The organism is Dokdonella sp. (assembly GCF_035511235.1).
GTDB lineage: Bacteria > Pseudomonadota > Gammaproteobacteria > Xanthomonadales > Rhodanobacteraceae > Dokdonella.
Genome location: NZ_DATKFQ010000028.1, coordinates 1 through 20,693 on the forward strand (window position 1 = coordinate 1; position 20,693 = coordinate 20,693).

Below are 20,693 nucleotides of genomic sequence, written 5' to 3' on the forward strand. Positions count from 1 at the left end.
GGTAGGCCAGGAACTGCTCCTCCTCGCCTGGAATCTCCCGGCGTTGCAGGAACAGGAACTCGGTCCGGTACAGGCCGATGCCGGCGGCGCCGGACAGGCGCGCGCGGGCGACGTCGGCCGGCATCTCCGCATTGGCGTAGAGGCGGATCGCCACACCGTCCCGGGTCAGCGTCTGCGCTTCGCGCAGCCGCGCCAGACGCTTGCCGATCTGGACCTGTTCGCGCTGCCAGTTGCGATAGCGCGCGATGTCCTGCGCATTGGGATGGACCACCACCTCGCCGTGCTCGCCGTCGACGAGGATCAGGTCGTCTTCGGCGATCGAGCCGAGCGCGTCGTCGACGCCGACGACCATCGGCAGCCGCAGCGAGCGGGCCAGGATCGCACTGTGCGACAGCGTGCTGCCGTTGGTCAGCACCGCGCCGAGCACGCCGTTCTCGGCCAGCGGCACCAGCTCGGCGGGCGCGACGATGTCGCTGACGAGGATCTCGCCGACGCGCGAGGCCAGCTTGCGCTCCTCGACGCTCGATTCGCGCACCAGGGCGGCCTGGACGCGGCCGAGCACGTGGTCGATGTCTTCCTTGCGGCTGCGCAGGTAGGCGTCTTCCATGGCCTCGAAGACCGCGACCAGCTTGTCGCGCTGCAGCTTGAGCGCGGCGCTGGCGCGGTAGCGGCCGAGCCGGACCAGATCGACCAGGCCGGCGACGAGATCGCGGTCGGCGAGGATCAGGCCGTGCGCTTCGAGGAAGTCGCCGACGTCGCTGGCCAGCGTGCCGTGCAGCTTGTCGCGCAGCGTGCGCAGCTCGTCGCGCGCCAGGCCGATCGCCGCCAGCAGGCGCTCGACCTCCGGCTCGATCTCCTCGGCCGCAAGCGGGCGCTCGTCGACGAGGATGCGGCCGGGCTGCTCGAGGCGTGCGCGTCCGAGCGCCATGCCGCGCGCCGCGCTGCCGCCTTTAAGTACCGACCGCACGCTCGATGCTACTCCTCGGGATCGTCATTGCCCCTCGTCGAACTTGCGCTCGAACAGGTCGACCATCGCCGCCATCGCCGCCTCCTCGTCGGCGCCGTCCGCGCGCAGGCGCAGCTGCGCGCCGAGGCCGGCGGCCAGCATCATCACGCCCATGATGCTCTTGGCGTTCACTTCCTTGCCGCGATAGATGATGAAGATGTTCGCCTGGAATCCCTGCAGCGCCTGGACGAGCTTGGCCGAAGCCCGCGCATGCAGGCCGAGCCGGTTGCTGACGGTGATGTCGCGTTCAAGCATGGTCGACGAAGATTCCTCCGCGACCGCCGCTGGCGGCGGTCTGCGCCAATTGATCGAGCTTCTGCTCGGGATAGTTGAGCACGCGCAGCAGCATCGGCAGATTGAGTCCGGACACGCAGTGCATGTGCACGCCCAGGCCCGGCAGCCGCTGCGCGACATTGCAAGGCGTCGCGCCGTACAGGTCGGTCAGCACCAGCACGCCGTCGCCGCCGTCGAGCGACCGCGCGCGCAGCGTCGCGTCGCGCAGCGTGGTGTCCGGGTCGGAACCCGGCTCCACCTCGATCACGTCCAGCGGCAGCGGCAGCTTGCCGAGCACGTGGCGCGCGGCGGTGATGAGCGCGCCGCCCATCGCCTCGTGAGTCAGGAGCAGTACGCCGACGCTCATCGTCATTCCATCTCGCGGTGGTAGCTCAGCACCTGCCGGAAGCGCTCGCGGCAGTGCTCGGCCAGTCGTTCGGCCAGGTACACCGACCGGTGGCGGCCGCCGGTGCAGCCGATGCAGATGGTGACATAACTGCGCCCTTCCGACTCGAAACGCGGCAGCCAGCGGTCCAGGAAGCCGGCGACGTCGGCACGGAACGCCTCCACGTCGGGCTGGCGCTCGAGCCAGTCGCGCACCGCCGCGTCGCGGCCCGACAGCGGCCGCAGCGTGGCGTTCCAGTGCGGATTGGGCAGGGCGCGCGCATCGAAGACGAAATCGGCATCCGGCGGCACGCCGCGCCGGTACGCGAACGACTCGAACAGCAGCGTCATCGAGCCGCTCTTCTGGCCCATCTCGGTGATGACCAGGCGGCGCAGCTGATGGACGTTGATGTCGCTGGTGTCGATGACGGTATCGGCGATCGCGCGCATCGGACGCAGCAGCTTGCGCTCCTGCACGATCGCATCGGCCAGCGCGATGCCGTCGGCCGACAGCGGATGGCGACGCCGCGATTCCGAATAGCGCTTGAGCAGAACCTCGTCGCGCGTGTCCAGGAACAGCAGGCGGTAGTCGATGCCGGTACGCGCCAGGTCCGACAGGATGCCGGGCAGGCGGTCGAGGTCCTGGCGCCGGTTGCGCACGTCGACGCCGACGGCCATGCGCGGATGCATCGCGATCGAGTCCTGCGAAACGGCGGACACGAAGGCCGGCATCAGCGCGCTCGGCAGGTTGTCGACGCAGTAGTAGTCGAGGTCCTCCAGCGTGCGCAGCGCGACCGTCTTGCCCGAGCCGGACAGGCCGCTGACGACGATCAGCTGGGCGCGCTGCGCGGGCGCGTCGGCGAGGGGCTCTACCATGGCGGCAGGCGGCGCATCTGATGCGCCTGGCGGTCGATAAAGGTCTGCGCCGGGTCGAGCCCCTTGGTCTTGAGCATGTGGCTGCGCACGGCGGCCTCGGCCAGCACCGCGATGTTGCGGCCCGGGGCGACCGGAATCACGATCTGCGGCACCTGCAAATCGAGCACCTCGCGGTAGCCGACGTCGCCGGTCAGGCGGATCATGCTGTCGCCGGGCGCGTCGAAGCGCTGCGGCTGCAGATGCACGATCAGGCGCAGGTACTTGGACTGCTTGACGGCCGTGTGGCCGAACATCTCGCGTACGTTGAGGATGCCCAGGCCGCGCACCTCGAGCAGGTCGCGCAGCATCTCCGGGCAGGTGCCGTCGATGACGTCCGGCGCGATCTGCGTGAACTCCGGCGCATCATCGGCGACCAGCCGGTGCCCGCGCGTGATCAGTTCGAGCGCCAGCTCGCTCTTGCCGGTGCCCGACTCGCCGGTGATCAGCACGCCGATCGAGTTGACCTCCATGAACACGCCGTGCAGCGTGATCTGGCGCGCCAGCGCGCGCGCCAGGTGGTATTGCAGATAGGTCAGCAGTTCGTGGCCGCGCTTCGGGCTGGCCCACAGCGGCGTCTGCGATTCGTCGGCGGCCTCGCGCAGATCGGCCGGCACCGCCTGATCCTTGGTGACGACCAGCGCGATCGGCTTGTAGTTCATCACGCGCTCGATGGTCTCCCAGCGCTGGCGCGAATCGAGGCCGTCCAGATAATTCAGCTCTTCCGTGCCGATGATCTGGACCTTGTTCGGATAGATGATGTTCAGATAGCCGACCAGCGAGGGACGGCGCGTCTGCGCGCCGACCGGCTCGATGACGCGGTTCTCGCCGCGCATGCCGCTGACCCAGCGCAGGGCCAGACGCTCGCTGACGGCGTCGAAGATCTCGCGGGCGGTGACTCGATCCACGCAGATGTCCCGGGGCTACAGCGGCGCTGCGGGCCGCGTCGGCGCGCCTCAGCGGGATTCGCGGGCGGCGCGCGTCCATTCTGCCAGTTTCAGGCGCAGAGTGGCGGCGTCGGGCGCGCTGCGCAGCTGACCGGTGAGCCGGGCGTCGGAGAAGATCTGGGCCAGCTCGGCCAGCAGCTGCAGATGCTGATTGGTGAAATGCGCGGGCACCGCGAGCGCGGCGACCAGATCGACCGGAAGGCCGTCGGCGGCACCGAAATCGACCGGTTCGGCCAGGTGGACGAAGGCGGCGCGCGCGCCGTCGATGTGCGGGGTGCGGCCGTGCGGAATCGCCACGCCGCTGCCGAGCCCGGTACTGCCGAGCTGCTCGCGCGCGAGCAGCGATTCGAGGATGGCCGGCAGTTCGCCGTCATCGACGGCGAGCATGCCGGCCAGATGCCGGATCAGCTGCGGCTTGTCGCCGGCCCGGACGCCGACGTGAACCCGCTCCGCGGGCAGAAGATCGAGCAGAGGCATCGGGCGGAGCGGGTGTCCCTGGCGTCAGGCGTAACGCGCGGAGCGTACCTCATCGGCATGGTGGTCCGCACGCTTGCTCTTGAGCTTGCGACCCTGCGCGCCGAGCTTGTCGACCAGTGCATCGAGCGCGGCGTACATGTCGGTCGAGGTGGTCTCGGCGTGCAGGGTGCGGCCCGCGCACAACACCGTCACCTCGGCCTTGTGCAGCAGCTTCTCCACACTGATCACGATCGTCAGTTCGTTCACATGATCGAGGGTTCGTCCGATTCGCTCGAATTTCGCTATCGCGTAGTCGCGGATGGCGGGAGTGACTTCGACTTGATGCCCCTTGACGTGGATCTGCATGACGACCTCCGTTGCTGCGGGTGAACCGGGAACATCCCCGGCAGTAGCCTGAAACACGCCGGGGCGCGATGCAGGCCTCAAGCTGTTCGGACACGAATCGGTTGGCGAGGTTCCTCAGGGTGATGGAGTTTCGATGGGGGTGTTTGCGGACCGGTTCAACTCAGGCGCGCACGATCGTTCGACGAGGGTATGTTCATCGCTTCGCGGTACTTGGCGACGGTGCGCCGGGCGACGTTGATGCCGCGATTGTTGAGTTCGACGGTCAGCGCCTGGTCCGACAGCGGCCGCTCCGGGCGCTCGTCGGCGACCAGCTTGCGGATCATCGCCTGGATCGCCGTCGCCGATGCCGCGCCGCCGTCGATCGTGGTCACGCCGCTGGAGAAGAAATACTTGAACTCGAACGTGCCGCGCGGCGTGTGCAGGTACTTGCGCGTGGTCACGCGGCTGACCGTCGATTCGTGCATGCCGATCTCGTCGGCGACGTCCTTGAGCACGAGCGGGCGCATCGCCTCGGGGCCGAATTCGAGATAGGCCTCCTGCGCGCGCACGATCGCGGTGGCGACCTTGAGCAGCGTATCGGCGCGCGTCTGCAGGCTCTTGATCAGCCAGCGCGCCTCCTGCAGCTGGCTGCGCAGGTAGTTGGCGTCGTCGCGCTTGGCGCGCGCGATCAGGGCCGCGTAGTGCTGGTTGATCGACAGCCGCGGCTGGCAGCCCGGCGACAGCGAGACCTGCCAGCGGCCGTTGTGCTTGATCGCGTACGCGTCGGGCGCGACGTACTCGGCCGGCGCCGCCGAATGGCCGGCGCCGGGCCGGGGGTTCAGCGAGCGGATCAGCGTGATCGCATTGTCGAGCTCGTCGGCGCTGGCGCGCAGCTTCTGGCACAGCTTGCCGCGGTCGTTGCGCGCGAGCTGGTCGAGATGCTGGTCGACCAGGGTGCGCGCCAGATCGAGCGAGGGCGTATCGCGGCTGCAGGCGTCGAGCTGTACCAGCAGGCACTCGCGCAGGTTGCGGCTGGCGACGCCGAGCGGATCGAAGCGCTGTACGCGATGGCGCACGGCCTCCACTTCCTCGGCGGTCGCCGCGAACAGCGACTGCACGCTCTGCGCGAGCACCTCGGCCGGCTCGCCGAGATAGCCGTCGTCGTCGACCGCCTCGATGACCGCCGTCGCGATCGCGCGGTCGCGCGGCGACATCGGCGTCAGGTTCAGCTGCCAGAGCAGGTGGTCGCGCAGGTCCTCCGCTTCGGCGTCCTGCGGCTCGAGGCCGTCCTCGTCGCTGGAGGCGCCGCGGTAGTCGCCGTGCTCGAGCGCGAGGTCGAGCGGGCCTTCGTCGTCGTGGGCGTCCTCGCCGGCCGCTTCGGCGGGCGCTTCGGCTTCGGCCGGCTCGGGCGACTCGCTCTGCTCGCCGTTCTCGTCGAACTCGGCGTCGCCGTCGGTCATGTCCAGCAGCGGATTGGATTCGAGCGCGACCGCCAGCTCGAGCTCCAGCTCCATGCGCGAGAGCTGCAGCAGACGGATTGCCTGCTGCAACTGAGGAGTGAGCGCGAGCTGCTGGCTGACGCGAAGCTGGAGAGCAGGTTTCATGCCGGAATCATGCCAATCCCCTGGTTCGAAATCCTAGCGCTAAATCGCAGGCCCGGGCAGGGCTTGACGGCGCAGCGCGAACGGAACAGGCTTGGCGGGCCAGCAGGCGCGCCACGGTTTCGGTCGGCCGGCGCCGCTTGGCGGTCCGGCGCGATGCGGGCGCGCTACATGCGGAATTCGCGGCCCAGATACACCTCGCGCACCTGCTCGTTGGTCAGGATGTCGGCCGGCACGCCCTGCGCGAGCACGACGCCGTCGCTCATGATGTAGGCGCGGTCGCAGATGCCGAGCGTCTCGCGGACGTTGTGGTCGGTGATCAGGATGCCGATGCCGCGATCCTTGAGGTGACGCACGATGCGCTGGATGTCGACGACCGAAATCGGGTCGACGCCGGCGAACGGCTCGTCGAGCAGCATGAAGCGGGGCTTGGCGGCCAGCGCGCGCGCGATCTCGACGCGGCGCCGCTCGCCGCCGGACAGGCTCTGGCCCTTCTGTCCGGCGATGTGCCCGATCTGCAGCTCCTGCATCAGGCTTTCGAGCTCGGCGGCGCGGCCGGCGGCGTCCAGATCCTCGCGCAGCTCGAGGATCGCCAGGATGTTCTCGGTGACGGTCAGGCGCCGGAACACCGACGGCTCCTGCGGCAGGTAGCCCACGCCCAGGCGGGCGCGCACGTGCATCGGCTGCTGGGTGATGTCGGTCTCGTCCAGGCGGATCACGCCGGCGTCCGAGGCGATCAAGCCGACCACCATGTAGAAGCAGGTCGTCTTGCCGGCACCGTTGGGACCGAGCAGTCCGACGACCTCGCCGGCCCCGATCGCGAATCCGAAATCGCGTACGACGTTGCGGCCGCGGAAACTCTTGCGCAGCCCCTCGGCACTCAGCATCAGGGCGAGCCGCCGGGCGGTGCGGTCTTGGGCAGGAAGCGCAGGTGGATCTCGCTGCCGGGTGCAGTGCTGCCGCCTTCCATCGCGCCGGTATTGGTGTCGTAGGTCATGTGCGCGCCGCGGAATTCCGAGCGTCCTTCCTGCACGACGACGACGTCGCCGTCGAGTTCGGCGATGCCGGTCTCGGTGTTGTAGTGGATCGTCGCGGCGCTGGCCTTCATCAGGTCGCCGCTGCCGTCCATGCGCTGCTCGAGCCGCGCCGGCTTGCCGGTCAGCACCATGCGGCGGATCTGGTTGTCGCCGCCGCCGCTGCCGGCCTGCGTGGTGTCGTAGAGCTTGGCCTCGTCGCCCTGGGCCTTGAGGCTGCCCTGTTCCATGCGCACGTTGCCGGTCAGCGTCACGAAATGGGTGTCGCTGCCGCTCGCGCGGCTCTGCGTCATGCGCTGGTACTGCGCCCTGACGTCGAGCGGCTGATTGCGGTCGGTGCTGAGCGCGAGCGCCGGTGCGACCGGCAGCAGCACGGCCAGGATCAGTCCGATCGCCTTGCGGGCGGACCGCTCAACGCCGCCGCTGTCGGGGTTCGAAGGTGGAATGGACATCGGACAGCAACTCCAGGACGTTCGTGTTCATGTCGCCGCGCAGGCCGGTGCCGCGCAGTATAGAGCCGGGCTGCTCGATGCGGGCGGGCGCCGCGGTCTCCAGCTTGCCGGTCTTGGGCCAGGTCGTCAGATCGGCGGTGCGGATCGTCGCCGGCTGCACGCCGGCTTCGGCGCGGCGCTCCAGCAGCACCTCGCCCTGCAGCTTCATCACGGTGCCGCCCTTGTCGACCCAGGCCGTGTCGGAACGGCCCAGCCACGGCAGGCCGTCGCGGTCGACCAGGACGTAGCGCGGGTCGGTGACGTAGATCGAGCCGTCGTCGCCGCGGCGCGCCAGGCGCGGGCCGCTGATCGCGAACGACAGCCTGCCCTGATCGTCGAGCGCGTTCATCGTGAAGTCGGCCAGCGTGTAGTCCGAGCGCGGCGGACCGCTGTAGACCTGCTCGTCGACCGGCGCGCGGTTGATCCAGACCAGAATCTGGGTCGCCGCGGCGGCCAGCGCCAGCAGCACCACGGCCAGCCAGTAGCGGCGGTCGATCACGGCAGGTGGAACGCCATTTCGGCGTCGGTGCGGCCCTGCGCGGCCAGCAGCAGGTCGCAGACCTCGCGCACGGCACCTTCGCCGCCGCCGCGCCGCGTGCGCCAGCGCGCGCGTTCGCGGACCCAGGGGTGGGCGTTGGCGACGGCCACGCCGAGGCCGGCCTCGCGCATCACCGCCAGGTCCGGCAGGTCGTCGCCGGTGTAGGCGCTCTGCTCGGGCGTGAGGCCGAGTGCGCCGAGCAGGGTGCGGAAGCAGGCGAGCTTGTCGGCCTGGCCCTGGTAGACGTGGGCGACGCCGAGATCGGCCATGCGCTCGGTCACGGTGCGGCTGATGCGGGCGGTGATCACCGCGACCTCGATGCCGTTGGCGAGCAGCCGCTTGAGGCCGAGCCCGTCATGGACATGGAACGCCTTGATCTCGTGGCCGTCCTCGCCATACCAGAGGCGGCCGTCGGTCATGACGCCGTCGACGTCGAACACGGCGAGGCGCACGCGGGACGCGCGGGCGCGGATGTCGGCAGGCAGATCGTCGGGCAGCATGATGGGGACGGCTGAAAGGCGAGGGCGCATGGTACCGCCGCGCAGCCGTCTGCGGCGACCGCGGCGAGAGGACCGGCATGGGTGCGGCCGGTCGTTACGCGGAGGTGCGGATGGTGGGCGGCGGCGATCAGCCGCCGCTGCGAAGTCCGGCATCCGGGCGGGCAACGCCATCGCGACCGCCGGTGACGCGGGACGGCAGCCCTTGCGGGCGCCCCGGTCAGACCACGCGGGCGCGCAGCAGGTCGTGGATGTTGAGCGCGCCGACGACGCGCTGATCGTCGTCGACGACCAGCAGCGCGTGGATCTTGTGCGCTTCCATCACGCGCGCGGCCTCGACCGCAAGCTTGTCCGGGCCGATCGTCTTGGGATTGATCGTCATCAGCCGGACCACCGGCGTCGTGCGCAGGTCGACGTCGCCGTCGTCGACGGCGCGGCGCAGGTCGCCGTCGGTGAAGACGCCGAGCAGGCGGCCCTCCGGATCGGTGATCGCGGTCATGCCCAGGCCCTTGCGCGTCATCTCGAGCACGGCCTCGAACAGCGTGGCCTGCGTATCGACCGACGGGATCGCCGCGCCGCTGTGCATGACGTCGCCGATGTGCAGCAGCAGGCGGCGGCCGAGCGAGCCGGCCGGATGCGAGCGCGCGAAGTCCTCGTCGGTGAAGCCGCGCGCCTCGAGCAGCGCGATCGCCAGCGCGTCGCCCATGACCAGGGCCGCCGTCGTGCTCGAGGTCGGCGCCAGGCCGAGCGGGCAGGCCTCCTCGGGCACCGATACGTCGAGGTGGACGTCGGAAATGCGCGCCAGCGACGAGCCGGCGTTGCCGGTCATCGCGATCAGCGGCACGCCCTGGCGCTTGATCAGCGGCAGGATCGTCAGCAGCTCGTCGGTCTCGCCGGAATTGCTGAGCGCGAGCACGACGTCCTTGTGCGTGATCATGCCGAGGTCGCCGTGGCTGGCTTCGGCCGGATGTACGAAGAAGGCCGGGGTGCCGGTGGAGGCCAGCGTCGCGGCGATCTTGCGCGCGATGTGGCCGGACTTGCCCATGCCCGAGACGACGATGCGGCCGGCGCAGGCGAACATCGTCTGGCAGGCGCGCATGAAGTTCTCGTCGATGCGGTCCTTGAGCGCGTCGATCGCCCGGGCCTCGATCGTGACCACGTTCAGCGCGCTCCGGCGCAAGGCATCGCCGTCGATCGGCGAGTGGGCGAGCTTCGTGGAAACCGGTTGCACTTGGGCGTTCATCAAAGGCAGCAGAGCGATGGAAACGTCGGCGTCGGACGGGCCCGCGTTTCGGAAATGGGAGTTTTTCAGTAACATCCGCGTCCTCCATTGTAGCTGCAAGCCCGTGTAAGCGCCCAAGACGGGCGCCGGGCACCGATCGTCGCAGCCCTCATCCCGCCCTCAAGCCGCCCGCCGATGGACACATCCACGATCGAGAATCTGATCCGACAGGGCCTGCCCGACGCCCAGGTCCAGGTCCACGGGCCCGACGGCGTGCATTTCGAGGCGCTGGTGGTCAGTCCGGCGTTTGCCGGCAAGCTGCCGCTGGCCCGGCACCGGATGGTCTATGCGACCCTCGGCGACCTGATGGGAGGTGCGATCCATGCCCTGTCGCTGCGCACGCTGACGCCGGACGAAGCGCGCTGACGCGCCGTCCCTTGAGAGCCGGCGCGCCGTGCCGACGGCGTGCCGCTCGCCCGTTCCCCACTTCGAGGTGTGACCCACAGCAATGGCCAAAATCGTGATCAACGGCGGGCAACCGCTCAACGGCGAAGTCACCGTCTCCGGTGCCAAGAACGCGGTCCTGCCGATCCTCGCCGCCTGCCTGCTGGCCGACGAGCCGGTCACGATCGGCAACGTGCCGCATCTGCACGACGTCACCACGACGATGGAACTGCTCGGCCAGATGGGGGTGGAACTGGTCGTCGACGAGCGCATGCGCATCAACGTCGATCCGCGCGCGGCGCGGCACTATTTCGCGCCGTACGATCTGGTCAAGACGATGCGCGCCTCGATCCTGGTGCTGGGGCCGCTGGTCGCGCGCTTCGGCGCGGCCGACGTCTCGCTGCCGGGCGGCTGCGCGATCGGTTCGCGGCCGGTCGACCTGCACATCAAGGGACTGCAGGCGCTCGGTGCCGACGTCACCGTCGAGAACGGCTACATCCGCGCACGCGCCAAGCGGCTGCGCGGCACCCGCATCAATCTCGACCTGGTCACCGTGACCGGCACCGAGAACATCATGATGGCCGCCGTGCTCGCCTCGGGCACCACGATTGTCGAGAATGCCGCGCAGGAACCTGAGGTCATCGACCTGGCCAACTGCCTCAACGCGATGGGCGCGCGGATCGAGGGGGCCGGCACCGCGACGCTGACGATCGAGGGCGTCGAGCGCCTGCACGGCACCGACTACGACGTGCTGCCCGACCGCATCGAGACCGGCACCTTCCTGGTCGGCGCGGCGATCACCGGCGGTCGCGTGGTCACCAAGAAGGTGCGTCCCAAGACGCTCGACGCAGTCCTCGCCAAGCTCGCCGAGGCCGGCGCCGACATCAATGTCGGCGAGGACTGGATCGAGCTCGACATGGGCGGTCGCCGCCCCAAGGCCGTCAACCTGACGACCGCGCCGTATCCGGCGTTTCCGACCGACATGCAGGCCCAGTTCACCGCGCTCAACTGCATCGCCGAGGGCGTCGGCGTGATCACCGAGACGGTGTTCGAGAACCGCTTCATGCACGCGCACGAGCTGCAGCGGCTCGGCGCGGACATCCGTCTGGAAGGCAATACCGCGATCATCAAGGGCGTGCCGCAGATGACTGGCGCGCCGCTGATGGCGACCGATCTGCGCGCCTCGGCGTCGCTGGTGCTGGCCGGCCTGGTCGCGCAGGGCGACACCACGGTCGATCGCGTCTATCACATCGATCGCGGCTACGAGAACATCGAGGAGAAGCTCGGCTCGCTCGGCGCGCACATCCGCCGTCTGCCGTCCTGATCCGGAGCGGTGCGGCGGCTCAGCCGCCGTGGTCCGGGGCGTGCAGGCGTTCGACCAGTTCGACGTAGCGCTGCATCGCGTCCTCGCGGCTCATGCCCTTGAGCTTGCCCCAGGATTCGTGCTTGGCGGTGCCGACGAAATCGAAGAAGCCCGGCTTGGGGCCGCAGGCATCGCCTTCGCTGGCCTGCTTGTAGAGCGCGTAGAGCTTCAGCAGGGTGTCGTTGTCCGGACGTTCGGCCAACTCCCTGACGCGCGCGACGGCGGTCTGAAAGGCGGCCTGTAGATCGTCTGGCATAGCGAACCTGCGCGCGGGCATGGTCGTCGTCTGACCGGCGAACGATTAGAACAGCGCAAGAAATGTCGGTCAACGCGCGCCGTCAGCGCTTGCGCGAGCCGCTTCTCCGCGTCGTTGCGCGCGCGGCGATCTGCGCGTTCTCCAGTTCCTTGGCCACGTCGGCCAGTTCGTCGCGTACGCGGCGCACCGCATGCGCGCCCGGACGCGGTTCGGCGCCGCCGCGGCGTGCCGCTGCGGCCGGCCGAGCCGTGCCGCCGCGCTGCAGCTGCTCGACGCGGCGCGCGAGCGTCTCCACGCGTGCCGCCAGCGCGTCGAACTCGGCACGGCCGACGACCGGCAGCGCCGAGCGCACGCGTGCGCCGAACGCATCGCCGACCGCCCCGATCAGCTCGCCGGCGGCCTCGCCGCGGGTCCGTGCGGCCTTGCGCAGCTGACCGTCGAAGTCGATGCCGGCCTTGACCAGCGCCTGGAAGTGCCGCGCACCCTCGGCCTGCGCGCGCGCCAGCGCGCCGAGGCCGGCCAGCCAGATCGAGCGGCCCGTAGCGGCCTCGGGCTTCGGACCGGCCGGCGCCTCGGCCGGTGCCTGAGCCGGCGTCCTGGCCGATGCCCTGGCCGGCTTGCGCGGCGCGGTGGCGGTCGGCGCGGTGCCGCGCGAACGGGTGGGGCGCTTCGATCCGGATGCTGCCATGTGCATGTCCTGTTCGGTTGGGCCGGTGCGGCGCCGGCCGGCGGCGTTCATTGTCGTTTCGTGCCTCGCGCCGGTACAAGCGGCGCTGCAGCGTCCGGCGTGCGAGCGTTCAGCGCAGCACGCGCACCTGCACCTGGGCGTAGGCGCCGTCGGCGGCGAGCGCGGTGATCGTGCGCGGCCCGGGCGTGTCGAACGGCTGCTCGATCGGCCGGCTGCCCAGCGAGCGGGCAACCAGCAGGCCGTCGACCAGCCACAGCACCTCGCCCTCGGCGCCGAGCGCGCGCAGCCGCACCCGCGCCGGCTGGTCGCTGTTGGGCGCCCGCGCCAGCGTCGCGCCGTCGCCGATGCCCTCGATGCGCAGCCCCTGCAACTGTCCGAGCCCGTCGTCGGCACAGCCCGGCGCCAGCGGCGGCAGGCCGGCGCGCCGCCGCGTTTCGCGCGACAGCCACGGATACGCGGCGACCGGCCAGCGCGCGACGTCGATCCTGCGCGAGGGCTCGCGCAGACAGCCGGCAGCGAGCCGCTGCCCGCTGGCGGCATCGACGGTCAGATGGACCAGGCCGGCGCTCCAGCGCGTCGCGTCGCGCTCGGCCAGCGTCGGCGGGATCACGCCGTCGAGCACCCAGGCATCGCGCTTCTGGTGGCAGCGATCGGGATGGTCCGGATCGAACGCCAGCCCGAGCGGCCAGCAGATCGGCACCGAGGCGACGTTCGCCGGCGGCGGCCGCGGCGTCGGCGCGATCGCGCTGCGCGGCAGCGTGTCGACCGCCTGGAACATCAGCGGCAGGGCGGTGACCGCGCCGTACTGGCCCGGCAGCGGCGTGCCGTCGGGGCGTCCGATCCAGACGCCCACCGTATGGCGCCGCGTGGTACCGATCGCCCAGGCGTCGCGGAAGCCGTAGCTGGTGCCGGTCTTCCAGGCCACGCGCGGGCGCGAGCCGGTGTCGAAGCTGCCGCTGGCATAGCCGGGCCGCGGATTGGCCTCGAGCATCTCGCGCACGATCCAGGCCGCGCCCTCGGACAGCAGGCGGCGATCGACGACCGGCGCGTCGCGCAGGTGGCGCACGCGGCCGGCCACGCCGCCGCGATTGAGCGCGGTGTAGGCGCCGACCAGATCCTCCAGCCGCGCGCCGGCGCCGCCGAGGATCACCGACAGGTTCGGCCGCGCCCCCCGCGGCAGGCGCAGGCTCAGGCCGGCATGTTCGAGGCGCGCCGCGAAGCGCGTCGGCGTGACCCGGTCGAGCAGATCGACGGCCGGAATGTTCAGCGACAGGCGCAGCGCCTCGGCCGCCGCGACCGGCCCGTTGAACGCCATGTCGAAGTTGCCGGGCCGATAGCCGCCGAACGCCTGCGGTGCGTCGACCAGCAGGCTTTCCGAATGGATCAGGCCGTCGTCGAGCGCCAGTCCGTACAGGAACGGCTTGAGCGTGGAACCTGGCGAGCGCCAGGCGCGCACCATGTCGACGTGGCCGAGCCGCGCCTCGCTGCCGAACGCGCCGGAGCCGACATAGGCCAGCGTTTCCAGCGTTTCGTTGTCGACGACGAGCAGGGCGGCCGAGGTGCGCTCGGGCAGCCGTGCCAGATAGTCTCCGACGCGCGCCTCGAGCGCGCGCTGCAGCTCGACGTCGATCGTCGAGGCGATCCGGCGCTGGTCCGGGTAGGCCGTGCGCAGGCGTTCGGAGAACAGCGCGGCCGTCATCGGCGGCTGCAGCGAGCGCGACGCGACCGTCTCGATCCGCGCGTCGGCGACCACCGCCGGCGTCCAGACGCCGAGTCGCGCCATGCGCTCGAGCACCTTGTCGCGATAGGCGCGGGCCGCCTCCGCGTTGCGGTCGGGCCGCAGGCGCGTCGGTGCCTGCGGCAGCACCGCGAGCAGGGCCGCCTCGGCGTGCGAAAGCCGCTGCGCGGACTTGCCGAGGTACGCCCACGATGCCGCCTCGACGCCTTCGACGGTGCCGCCGAACGGCGCGTGGTTGAGATAGAGCGTCAGGATCTCGCGCTTGGACAGATGCGCCTCCAGCTGCAGCGCGCGTGCCATCTGGCGCAGCTTGCCGGCCAGCGTATGCGGCGTGCCGTCGAGGATGCGCGCGACCTGCATCGTCAGCGTCGAGCCGCCGGAGACCAGGCGGCCATGGCGCAGTCCCTGGCCGATCGCGCGCGCCAGCGCGAGCGGATTGACGCCCGGATGATGCGCGAACCAGCGGTCCTCGTAGTTCAGCAGCGCCTCGACGTAGAGCGGCGAGACCTGGTCCGGCGTCACCGGATAGCGCCAGACGCCGTCGCGGTCCGGAAACGCGCGCAGCGGCTGGCCGTCGCGCGCGAGCACGACCGTGCCGGCGCCCGATCCGTCGGGCAGCGGCAGTGGAAAGCAGCGGTCGAGCACCCACAGCAGCGCGGCCGGCACCAGCACGGCCGCGAGCAGGCCCCTGAGCCAGCGCGGGCGCAGGATCGCTTTCATCCGCGGCCCACTTCAGCGCCGCGCCGTGTCGGCGGCGTCGCGCCGATCCACGCGGCCGCACGGCCGATCGCGCCGACGTGCCGGCGCTGCCGCCGGCCGGCCGGCGCCGGGACGCGAGGCGATCGCGTTGCCGCATTCGGCGCGTCCGCTCGCGCAGCGGCCCTGCGTTCGGCCGCGCCGGGCGAGGTCAGGCATCGCCGCTGCACGAGCGATGGAAGGCCAGACAGCGCATGCGGTCCGTCGTGCGACGGCCTGCTAGGCTGATGCGGCCACGGCAGCGATCGGAGCTGGATCATGAGCGTACGCGGATCGGCGGCAGGCATCGCGTTCGGCGCGTTGTGGATCGGCGCGGCCGGTGCGGCCGCCTCGACGGTCGAGCTCGGTGCCGGCCAAGCCGGAGCGCCGCAGCATGTGCAGGTCGGTGACGAACTGGTGCTGCGGCTGTACTCGAACCCCAGCACCGGCACGCATTGGCGGATCGACGCGTCGACCGCCGGTGCGGTACTCGAGACGCTTGCAGCAGGACGGCTGCTCGATCCGCCGCCGCGGCCGGTGGTCGGCTCCGGCGGACGGTACGAATGGCGCTTCCGTGCGATCGCGCCCGGCGAAGCGACGCTGCGGCTGCAGCGGATCGAGGCGCGCGCGGTGCCGGCACCCTCGGCGCCGGTGCGCGTATTCACCGTCGTCGTGGCCGCGCCCGCTGCACCGTGAGACGCCTGCCGCGCGCGAGCGCGCGGCACGAGAGCAGTGGCTGGCCGATCACGCACGCCTGCGCCTCGCCGGCCGCGCCGCTCACGGCGACTTCGCCGGCGCGCCGACCTCGATGCGCGGCGGCTCGCTGCGGCCGACGCCGCGGATCTGCGGCCGGTACATGTCCTCGACCAGCGGCGGCGGCACCAGGAACGTGCCCGGCGACACCGCACGCACCAGATAGAAGATCTGCGCGGTCTGGCCCTGGTCGAGGCTGAGCGCGGCGACGTAGCGGTCGTCGCGGAACTCCTCGTGGCGAACCTCGGCGGCCGAGCCGCGATCGCTGAGCGTGATGCCGTCGACGACGACGTCGGCCCACTGCTTGGCGTCGGTCAGGTTGAAGTTCTCGATCTCCAGGCCGCCGGGCAGCAGGTCGACCAGCAGCGCGTCACGCATCGATTCGCGCGCTTCCAGGCGCAGGCCGACGATCAGCGCATCGCCTTCCTTGAGCGGCGCCGGCTCCCACGGCTTGCCGTCGAGCGTGTAGTAGCGGCGGCGGATCCAGACGTGGCTGTCGTCGTTGGCCGGCGCCGAGGTCGGCACGCCGGCGACGTCGGTGCTCAGATAGATCGGCAGGTCGCCCTGCGGCGTCAGCCGCACGCCGGCGCGCAGATCGGCTGCGCCGAAGCTGCGCGTCCACAGCTGCGTCGGCTCGACCGGCGTGGTCTGCGCGCCGATCGCGAGGGTGCCGGAGACTGCATTGCCGTTGTCGTCGATCAGCGTGCGGCCGAGCCGCGCGATCGCGATCTGCTCCTGCGTGCTGAGATAGGTCCAGCGCGAGCGGCGGTCACCGGCATTCGCGTCGAGGCTGCGCGCCAGATCGAACACGCGCGCCAGGTACTCCGGCTTGGCGAGGTCGAACCGCCGCACCAGCGAGATCATCAGCGCGGTATCGCGCAGGTCCGAGCCGTAGTCGCCGAGCCAGGACGGCCGGTCGACCGTCTTGGCGAAGGCTTCGGCGATCGCCTGCTCGGCGCGCGGCGCGTCGCCCATCAGCTTCAGCGCGATGCCGAGGTGGACCAGCGGCAATGCCGTCAGCGACTTGCCGCGGTCGTTGTCGTACAACGCACGCAGCGTGCCGAGCGGCGCGCGGTTGACGCGGGCGAGCACGTAGGCCGACCAGGCCTGGTCGGCGAAGCGCAGATGGTCGCTGTGGTCGTACTGGTAGTACGGATGGCCGCCGGACAGCAGGTCGTCGTTGATCCGCTGCAGGGCCTTCTGCAGCGTCGCCTCGGGTACCAGGAAGCCCTCGTCGCGCGCGTCGAGCATGAACTCGGTGATGTACGGCGTCAGGAACTCGTTGACGTAGCCGTCGCCGCCCCACATGCCGAAATGCCCGGAGCCGACCTGCATCGAGGCCAGGCGGCCGAGCGCGCCTTCGACGCGGGCCTTGCGCGCGTCCGCGTCAAGGCCGGTCACGCCGAGCTTGTCGGCGCTCGCGCCGTCGAGCAGCAGCGCGCCGTAGCCCTTGCTGGTGGTCTGCTCGGCGCAGCCGTACGGGTACTGGAGCAGGCCCTGCAGCGCGGCCGCGAACGGCAGCGGCGGCAGGCTGGTCACGGTCAGCCGCGCGGTGACCGAGTCGGGCAGCAGGCCGTCGAGCTCGCCGGCGCCGAGCGTGATCGGCGCCAGCTGCTCGAGCACGGCCGGCCGCGAGCGCAACACCGACGGCCAGGCCGGCCGCACCGCGAGTTCGAACGTGCGGCGGATCTCGATGTCGGCGCCGGCGTCGGCGGCGACCGTCAGCGTGCCGACGCCGTAGCCGTCCTGCGCGCTCAGCGGGAAGTTCAGCGTGGTCTTGGCACCGTCGGCCAGCGTCAGCGTGCGCTTGCTGTCGGCCAACGCCAGCGGCTTGCCGGCCTGTACGTCGACCGTGATCGCGCGCTCGCTGCCGGAGAAGTTCTGCAGGTCCAGCGTCATCACCGAGCGGTCGCCCGGCGCGAGCACGCGTGGCGTCGAGATCTCGGCGACCAGCGGCGCGCGCACGATCGTCTCGATATCGGCGCTGCCGTAGCGGTCGTCGGCGAACGCGACCGCGACCACGCGCAGCGTGCCGTTGAAGTCCGGCACGTCGAGCCTGACCTCGGCGCGGCCCTGCGCATCGAGCGCGACGGTGCCGGAGAACAGGTCCACGGTCTGCACCTTCGCGGTCGGCCGGCGCGCCTGCGGCAGCGCGTCGAGCGCGAGGTCGCCGCCGTAGCGCAGCCGCGCGGTACCGCCCTCGAAGCTCTCGATGACGCGGCCGTACAGATCGTAGGCATCGACGCCGAGCCGGCGCTGCGCGAAGAACCAGCCGGTCGGGTCGGGCCGCGGGAAGCGCGTGATGTTGAGGATGCCGACATCGACCGCCGACACCGTCACCGCGGCCTTGCGGCCGGCCAGCGCCGGCGCGCTGACCGTCACCGGCAGCGCGGTCTGCGGCTTCATCGTCGCCGGCGCCTCGAGCTTGACCTCGATCTTGCGCTCGCTGCGGTCGATCGGCACGAAAGCCTCGCCGACCGCGCGCGCCGGCGTGACCTTCTCCGAGGCCGAGCCACCGCGGAAGACCAGCGCCGTGATGTAGACGTCGTGGCGTTCCCAGGCTTCGGTGACCGGAATCTCGATCGTCGCGTTCTTGCGCACGTCGATCGCCTGGGTGTGCAGCAGCGTGTCGGACTCGACCAGCAGCAGGCCCTCGCCGGGATGCGGCGGCGTGACGGTCACCTTGACGGTGTCGCCGGCGCGGTAGCGCTCCTTGTCGAGCGACAGCTTGATCTTGTCGGGGCGCGCTTCCTGGCCGCGGTTGTCGTCGTTCCAGCTCCAGCCGGCGTAGAACGGATAGCGCGTGGTCAGGCCGGTGTCCGGATCGAACAGCTCGACGCGATAGTTGCCCCATTCGACCGGCACGTCGAAGCGCGCGGCCTGGCCGGCCTGGATCGGCAGGTCGCGGCTCTCGGCGTTCTCCTGGCGCTCGGTGTAGTTGAAGCGCCAGCCGCTCTCGCTGTCGTAGACCCAGTGGTAGTCGCGGCGCTCGCGGACCAGGGTCAGCTTCAGCGGCGAGCCGCCGACCGATTCGCCGGCGGCATTGGCGCGCACCACCTCGAAGCCGGCGCGCGCGTTCGAGCTGGCGCCGTCCTTCGGATCGAACAGCGGCCGCACGCCGACCAGCGTGTCGGCCGGCCACAGCGTGCGCTTGAGCGTGCGCGTCACGGTGCGTCCGCCGGTTTCGTAGACGCTGCCCGAGACGATCGCGGCGATCGGCGTGGCCGGCTTGGCGTCCTCGGCGATCTCGACGCTCGCGCTGTGGTGGCCGTGCTGGTCGAGCACGACGTCGAGCACGTCCTTGGCCTCCTTCGGCAGCTCCACGGTCGGATCGCCGAAGAAGTAGTCCTTGTAGGCCTCGACCGGATGCTGGTCGACGGCGACGGTCAGCCGCGCGGTGAAGCGGTTGCCGGCGGCCGGTGCGCCGTAGAGATAGTCGGCCTGCACCTCGAGCGCCAGCGCCTCGCCGGGCGCCAGCCGATCCTGCGCGGTGCCGAGGTCGAGCTTGAGGCGCTCGGGCAGGAATTCCTCGATGCGGAACGTGATGCCTTGGCTGGCTTCCTTGGCGGCCGGGTCGAGCCGGAACTCGACCTGCCAGCGGCCGGTCGGCGCATCGGCCGGAATCTCGCGCGTCCATTCGAAATAGTTCAGATCGCCGGGCTCGAGCCTGGCCTGCGCGAACACGCGGCCGTCGGGCTGCTTGAGGCTGACGAACAGCGGCTGGGCGGCGATCGGCTTGCCGTCGAAGTCGCGCAGCAGCGCCGACAGCCGCACGGTCTCGCCGGGCCGGTACAGATCGCGCCCGGACCAGGCGAATACGTCGAAGCGCTCCTGGCGGCGGCCGCCGACCGCGAAGTCGGACAGGTCCAGCGCCGGCTGGTTGAACGGCAGCAGCGAGACGTCGCGGCCGGCGCGCGCGGTCAGCACGTGCGCGGCGTTGAGCGTGTAGCCGAGCAGGGCGTTGCCGCTGGCGTCGGTGGTGCCGCTGACGACGGTCTCGCCCTTGGCGTCGACGACGGCGATCTCGACACCGCTGGTGGCCGCCCCGGTCTTCAGCGAGGCGGTGTGCACGAACAGCTTGTCGGCATAGACACGCGTGTGCAGACCGATGTCGCTGACGAAGAAGAAGCTGGTCTCGAACTGGTCGCCGAAGCTGCCGGCGCGCTTCATGACCGCGAAGTACAGACCCGGCTGGTTCAGCTCGGCGATGTTCTGAATCGGCAGGTACGACAGCGTGCGCTCGTTCTGCTTGCCGGCCAGTGCGAAGCGGTTGGCATAGACCGACTCGGCGATCTGCGCGACCGGTTTGCCCTCGCGCCCGTACCAGCCGTAGCGCGGATCGAGCTCCCACGAGGAGCGCTTGGCGTTGCGCTGGTAGGCCGCGAAGAAGTTCGGGATTTCCTTGTCCTGCACGCGCAGGAACTCGACGTCGACCTCCGGCACGTTGACCGACACCACCGGCAGGCCGCGCGTCTCGCGCGCCGGCAGCACGCTGCCCTGCGACGCGAAGCCGACCGCGGGTTCCAGCGGACCGGTATAGACCGATTTCTCGACCGCCTCGGACAGCGTGCTGCCGTCGACCGCGCCGATGCCCGGCTTGATGCGCACGGTGTAGCTGGCGTCGGCCTGCACGAACGGGAAGCGCAGCGTCTTGCCGTCCTCGTCGAGCGCCCAGCTGCCGGTTACGGTCTCGCCCTTCGGCCCGGTCACCTCGATCAGCGTGTCGAACGTCTGCGATCCGGTCAGCGCGCGCGAGAACTCCAGCGTCAGCGCGAGCTGCCCCTGGTACGGCTCGGCGCGCGCCGAGGCCAGCGCGAAGCCTTCCGGCTGCGTCGCCGGCTCGGCGGCGACCGGTTTGCGCTCCTGGAGTTCGGGCACGCCTTGCGGGGAACGGCTGCAGGCACCGAGCAGGGCCAGCGCCGACGACAGCACGATGGTCCATCCGAGACGCAACGGCGAAACAGGCAGCGAGGCCTTCATCCCAAGTTCCCCTCCAGAACGGATGCCGAT

The 20,693-nt window shown here is 70.8% G+C and carries 20 protein-coding genes; 3 read left to right on the forward strand and 17 right to left on the reverse strand.

Features of this window, described 5'->3' with window-relative positions; genetic code table 11:
• The 13 genes from VMR06_RS12065 to VMR06_RS12125 all read right to left on the reverse strand — a co-directional run.
• Positions 1–928: phosphoenolpyruvate-utilizing N-terminal domain-containing protein (locus VMR06_RS12065; protein ID WP_325376760.1), on the reverse strand; the 928-nt coding region annotated here is incomplete at its 3' end.
• Positions 929–991: 63 nt separating this feature from the next.
• Positions 992–1,261 (reverse strand): HPr family phosphocarrier protein, encoded by a 270-nt coding sequence (locus VMR06_RS12070; RefSeq protein ID WP_325376644.1) that lies wholly within the window; start codon positions 1,259–1,261, stop codon positions 992–994.
• Positions 1,254–1,646 carry a PTS fructose IIA subunit family protein gene (locus VMR06_RS12075; RefSeq protein WP_325376646.1) on the reverse strand — a complete coding sequence of 131 codons (393 nt, stop codon included), beginning with the start codon at positions 1,644–1,646 and terminating at the stop codon, positions 1,254–1,256. The genes VMR06_RS12070 and VMR06_RS12075 overlap by 8 nt, the downstream gene beginning before the upstream one ends.
• A gap of 2 nt (positions 1,647–1,648) precedes the next feature.
• A complete protein-coding gene (rapZ, locus tag VMR06_RS12080) occupies positions 1,649–2,539 on the reverse strand; it encodes an RNase adapter RapZ (RefSeq protein WP_325376648.1) in 891 nt (296 codons plus the stop codon).
• Positions 2,533–3,483 (reverse strand): HPr(Ser) kinase/phosphatase, encoded by a 951-nt coding sequence (gene hprK / locus VMR06_RS12085; protein ID WP_325376650.1) that lies wholly within the window; start codon positions 3,481–3,483, stop codon positions 2,533–2,535. The genes rapZ and hprK overlap by 7 nt, the downstream gene beginning before the upstream one ends.
• A gap of 48 nt (positions 3,484–3,531) precedes the next feature.
• Positions 3,532–3,999, reverse strand: a complete 468-nt coding sequence (locus VMR06_RS12090; RefSeq protein WP_325376652.1) for a PTS sugar transporter subunit IIA — start codon at positions 3,997–3,999, stop codon at positions 3,532–3,534.
• Between the two features lie 24 nt (positions 4,000–4,023).
• Positions 4,024–4,344, reverse strand: a complete 321-nt coding sequence (hpf, locus tag VMR06_RS12095) for a ribosome hibernation-promoting factor, HPF/YfiA family (RefSeq protein WP_325376653.1) — start codon at positions 4,342–4,344, stop codon at positions 4,024–4,026.
• Positions 4,345–4,499: 155 nt separating this feature from the next.
• A complete protein-coding gene (locus VMR06_RS12100; RefSeq protein WP_325376655.1) occupies positions 4,500–5,927 on the reverse strand; it encodes an RNA polymerase factor sigma-54 in 1,428 nt (475 codons plus the stop codon).
• A 164-nt stretch (positions 5,928–6,091) separates the two neighbouring features.
• Positions 6,092–6,811 carry an LPS export ABC transporter ATP-binding protein gene (gene lptB / locus VMR06_RS12105; protein ID WP_325376657.1) on the reverse strand — a complete coding sequence of 240 codons (720 nt, stop codon included), beginning with the start codon at positions 6,809–6,811 and terminating at the stop codon, positions 6,092–6,094.
• Positions 6,811–7,410 (reverse strand): lipopolysaccharide transport periplasmic protein LptA, encoded by a 600-nt coding sequence (lptA, locus tag VMR06_RS12110; RefSeq protein ID WP_325376659.1) that lies wholly within the window; start codon positions 7,408–7,410, stop codon positions 6,811–6,813. Before lptA ends, lptB begins: the two co-directional genes overlap by 1 nt.
• The gene (gene lptC, locus VMR06_RS12115) at positions 7,370–7,948 is read right to left on the reverse strand and encodes an LPS export ABC transporter periplasmic protein LptC (protein ID WP_325376661.1); all 579 of its coding nucleotides are present in this window, start codon (positions 7,946–7,948) and stop codon (positions 7,370–7,372) included. Before lptC ends, lptA begins: the two co-directional genes overlap by 41 nt.
• Positions 7,945–8,487: a 3-deoxy-manno-octulosonate-8-phosphatase KdsC gene (gene kdsC / locus VMR06_RS12120; protein WP_325376663.1), complete on the reverse strand. Its 543-nt coding sequence runs from the start codon at positions 8,485–8,487 to the stop codon at positions 7,945–7,947. Before kdsC ends, lptC begins: the two co-directional genes overlap by 4 nt.
• A gap of 217 nt (positions 8,488–8,704) precedes the next feature.
• Complete coding sequence (locus VMR06_RS12125) at positions 8,705–9,727, reverse strand: KpsF/GutQ family sugar-phosphate isomerase (protein WP_325376665.1); 1,023 nt, start codon at positions 9,725–9,727, stop codon at positions 8,705–8,707.
• Positions 9,728–9,901: 174 nt separating this feature from the next.
• On the opposite strand from VMR06_RS12125, the gene VMR06_RS12130 reads away from it, so the two are divergent.
• Complete coding sequence (locus VMR06_RS12130) at positions 9,902–10,132, forward strand: BolA family protein (RefSeq protein WP_325376667.1); 231 nt, start codon at positions 9,902–9,904, stop codon at positions 10,130–10,132.
• Positions 10,133–10,214: 82 nt separating this feature from the next.
• The gene (gene murA / locus VMR06_RS12135; protein WP_325376669.1) at positions 10,215–11,474 is read left to right on the forward strand and encodes a UDP-N-acetylglucosamine 1-carboxyvinyltransferase; all 1,260 of its coding nucleotides are present in this window, start codon (positions 10,215–10,217) and stop codon (positions 11,472–11,474) included.
• A gap of 19 nt (positions 11,475–11,493) precedes the next feature.
• Here murA and VMR06_RS12140 read toward each other — a convergent pair whose 3' ends face one another.
• From VMR06_RS12140 to pbpC, 3 genes are all read right to left on the reverse strand, one after another.
• On the reverse strand, positions 11,494–11,769 hold the full coding sequence (locus VMR06_RS12140; RefSeq protein ID WP_325376671.1) for an acyl-CoA-binding protein: 276 nt from the start codon (positions 11,767–11,769) through the stop codon (positions 11,494–11,496).
• An 82-nt stretch (positions 11,770–11,851) separates the two neighbouring features.
• Positions 11,852–12,457, reverse strand: coding sequence for a phasin family protein (locus tag VMR06_RS12145; protein WP_325376673.1), 606 nt, complete (start codon positions 12,455–12,457; stop codon positions 11,852–11,854).
• Positions 12,458–12,566: 109 nt separating this feature from the next.
• On the reverse strand, positions 12,567–14,915 hold the full coding sequence (gene pbpC, locus VMR06_RS12150; protein ID WP_325376675.1) for a penicillin-binding protein 1C: 2,349 nt from the start codon (positions 14,913–14,915) through the stop codon (positions 12,567–12,569).
• 294 nt (positions 14,916–15,209) lie between these two features.
• On the opposite strand from pbpC, the gene VMR06_RS12155 reads away from it, so the two are divergent.
• Positions 15,210–15,626 carry a protease inhibitor I42 family protein gene (locus tag VMR06_RS12155; protein WP_325376677.1) on the forward strand — a complete coding sequence of 139 codons (417 nt, stop codon included), beginning with the start codon at positions 15,210–15,212 and terminating at the stop codon, positions 15,624–15,626.
• Between the two features lie 81 nt (positions 15,627–15,707).
• Here the strand turns inward: VMR06_RS12155 and VMR06_RS12160 are convergent, their stop codons facing one another.
• Complete coding sequence (locus VMR06_RS12160; RefSeq protein WP_325376679.1) at positions 15,708–20,663, reverse strand: alpha-2-macroglobulin; 4,956 nt, start codon at positions 20,661–20,663, stop codon at positions 15,708–15,710.
• Positions 20,664–20,693 lie beyond the last annotated feature (30 nt).

Excerpts from the sequence above, each read along its gene's own strand:
- VMR06_RS12125 (WP_325376665.1), bottom strand. The coding sequence starts at position 9,727 with ATGAACGCCCAAGTGCAACCGGTTTCCACGAAGCTCGCCCACTCGCCG.
- kdsC (WP_325376663.1), bottom strand. The coding sequence starts at position 8,487 with ATGCTGCCCGACGATCTGCCTGCCGACATCCGCGCCCGCGCGTCCCGC.
- VMR06_RS12100 (WP_325376655.1), bottom strand. The coding sequence starts at position 5,927 with ATGAAACCTGCTCTCCAGCTTCGCGTCAGCCAGCAGCTCGCGCTCACT.
- VMR06_RS12140 (WP_325376671.1), bottom strand. The coding sequence starts at position 11,769 with ATGCCAGACGATCTACAGGCCGCCTTTCAGACCGCCGTCGCGCGCGTC.
- VMR06_RS12145 (WP_325376673.1), bottom strand. The coding sequence starts at position 12,457 with ATGGCAGCATCCGGATCGAAGCGCCCCACCCGTTCGCGCGGCACCGCG.
- lptB (WP_325376657.1), bottom strand. The coding sequence starts at position 6,811 with ATGCTGAGTGCCGAGGGGCTGCGCAAGAGTTTCCGCGGCCGCAACGTC.
- VMR06_RS12090 (WP_325376652.1), bottom strand. The coding sequence starts at position 3,999 with ATGCCTCTGCTCGATCTTCTGCCCGCGGAGCGGGTTCACGTCGGCGTC.
- lptA (WP_325376659.1), bottom strand. The coding sequence starts at position 7,410 with ATGTCCATTCCACCTTCGAACCCCGACAGCGGCGGCGTTGAGCGGTCC.
- VMR06_RS12070 (WP_325376644.1), bottom strand. The coding sequence starts at position 1,261 with ATGCTTGAACGCGACATCACCGTCAGCAACCGGCTCGGCCTGCATGCG.
- VMR06_RS12075 (WP_325376646.1), bottom strand. The coding sequence starts at position 1,646 with ATGAGCGTCGGCGTACTGCTCCTGACTCACGAGGCGATGGGCGGCGCG.
- murA (WP_325376669.1), top strand. The coding sequence starts at position 10,215 with ATGGCCAAAATCGTGATCAACGGCGGGCAACCGCTCAACGGCGAAGTC.
- rapZ (WP_325376648.1), bottom strand. The coding sequence starts at position 2,539 with ATGGTAGAGCCCCTCGCCGACGCGCCCGCGCAGCGCGCCCAGCTGATC.
- VMR06_RS12160 (WP_325376679.1), bottom strand. The coding sequence starts at position 20,663 with ATGAAGGCCTCGCTGCCTGTTTCGCCGTTGCGTCTCGGATGGACCATC.
- VMR06_RS12130 (WP_325376667.1), top strand. The coding sequence starts at position 9,902 with ATGGACACATCCACGATCGAGAATCTGATCCGACAGGGCCTGCCCGAC.
- pbpC (WP_325376675.1), bottom strand. The coding sequence starts at position 14,915 with ATGAAAGCGATCCTGCGCCCGCGCTGGCTCAGGGGCCTGCTCGCGGCC.
- hpf (WP_325376653.1), bottom strand. The coding sequence starts at position 4,344 with ATGCAGATCCACGTCAAGGGGCATCAAGTCGAAGTCACTCCCGCCATC.
- VMR06_RS12155 (WP_325376677.1), top strand. The coding sequence starts at position 15,210 with ATGAGCGTACGCGGATCGGCGGCAGGCATCGCGTTCGGCGCGTTGTGG.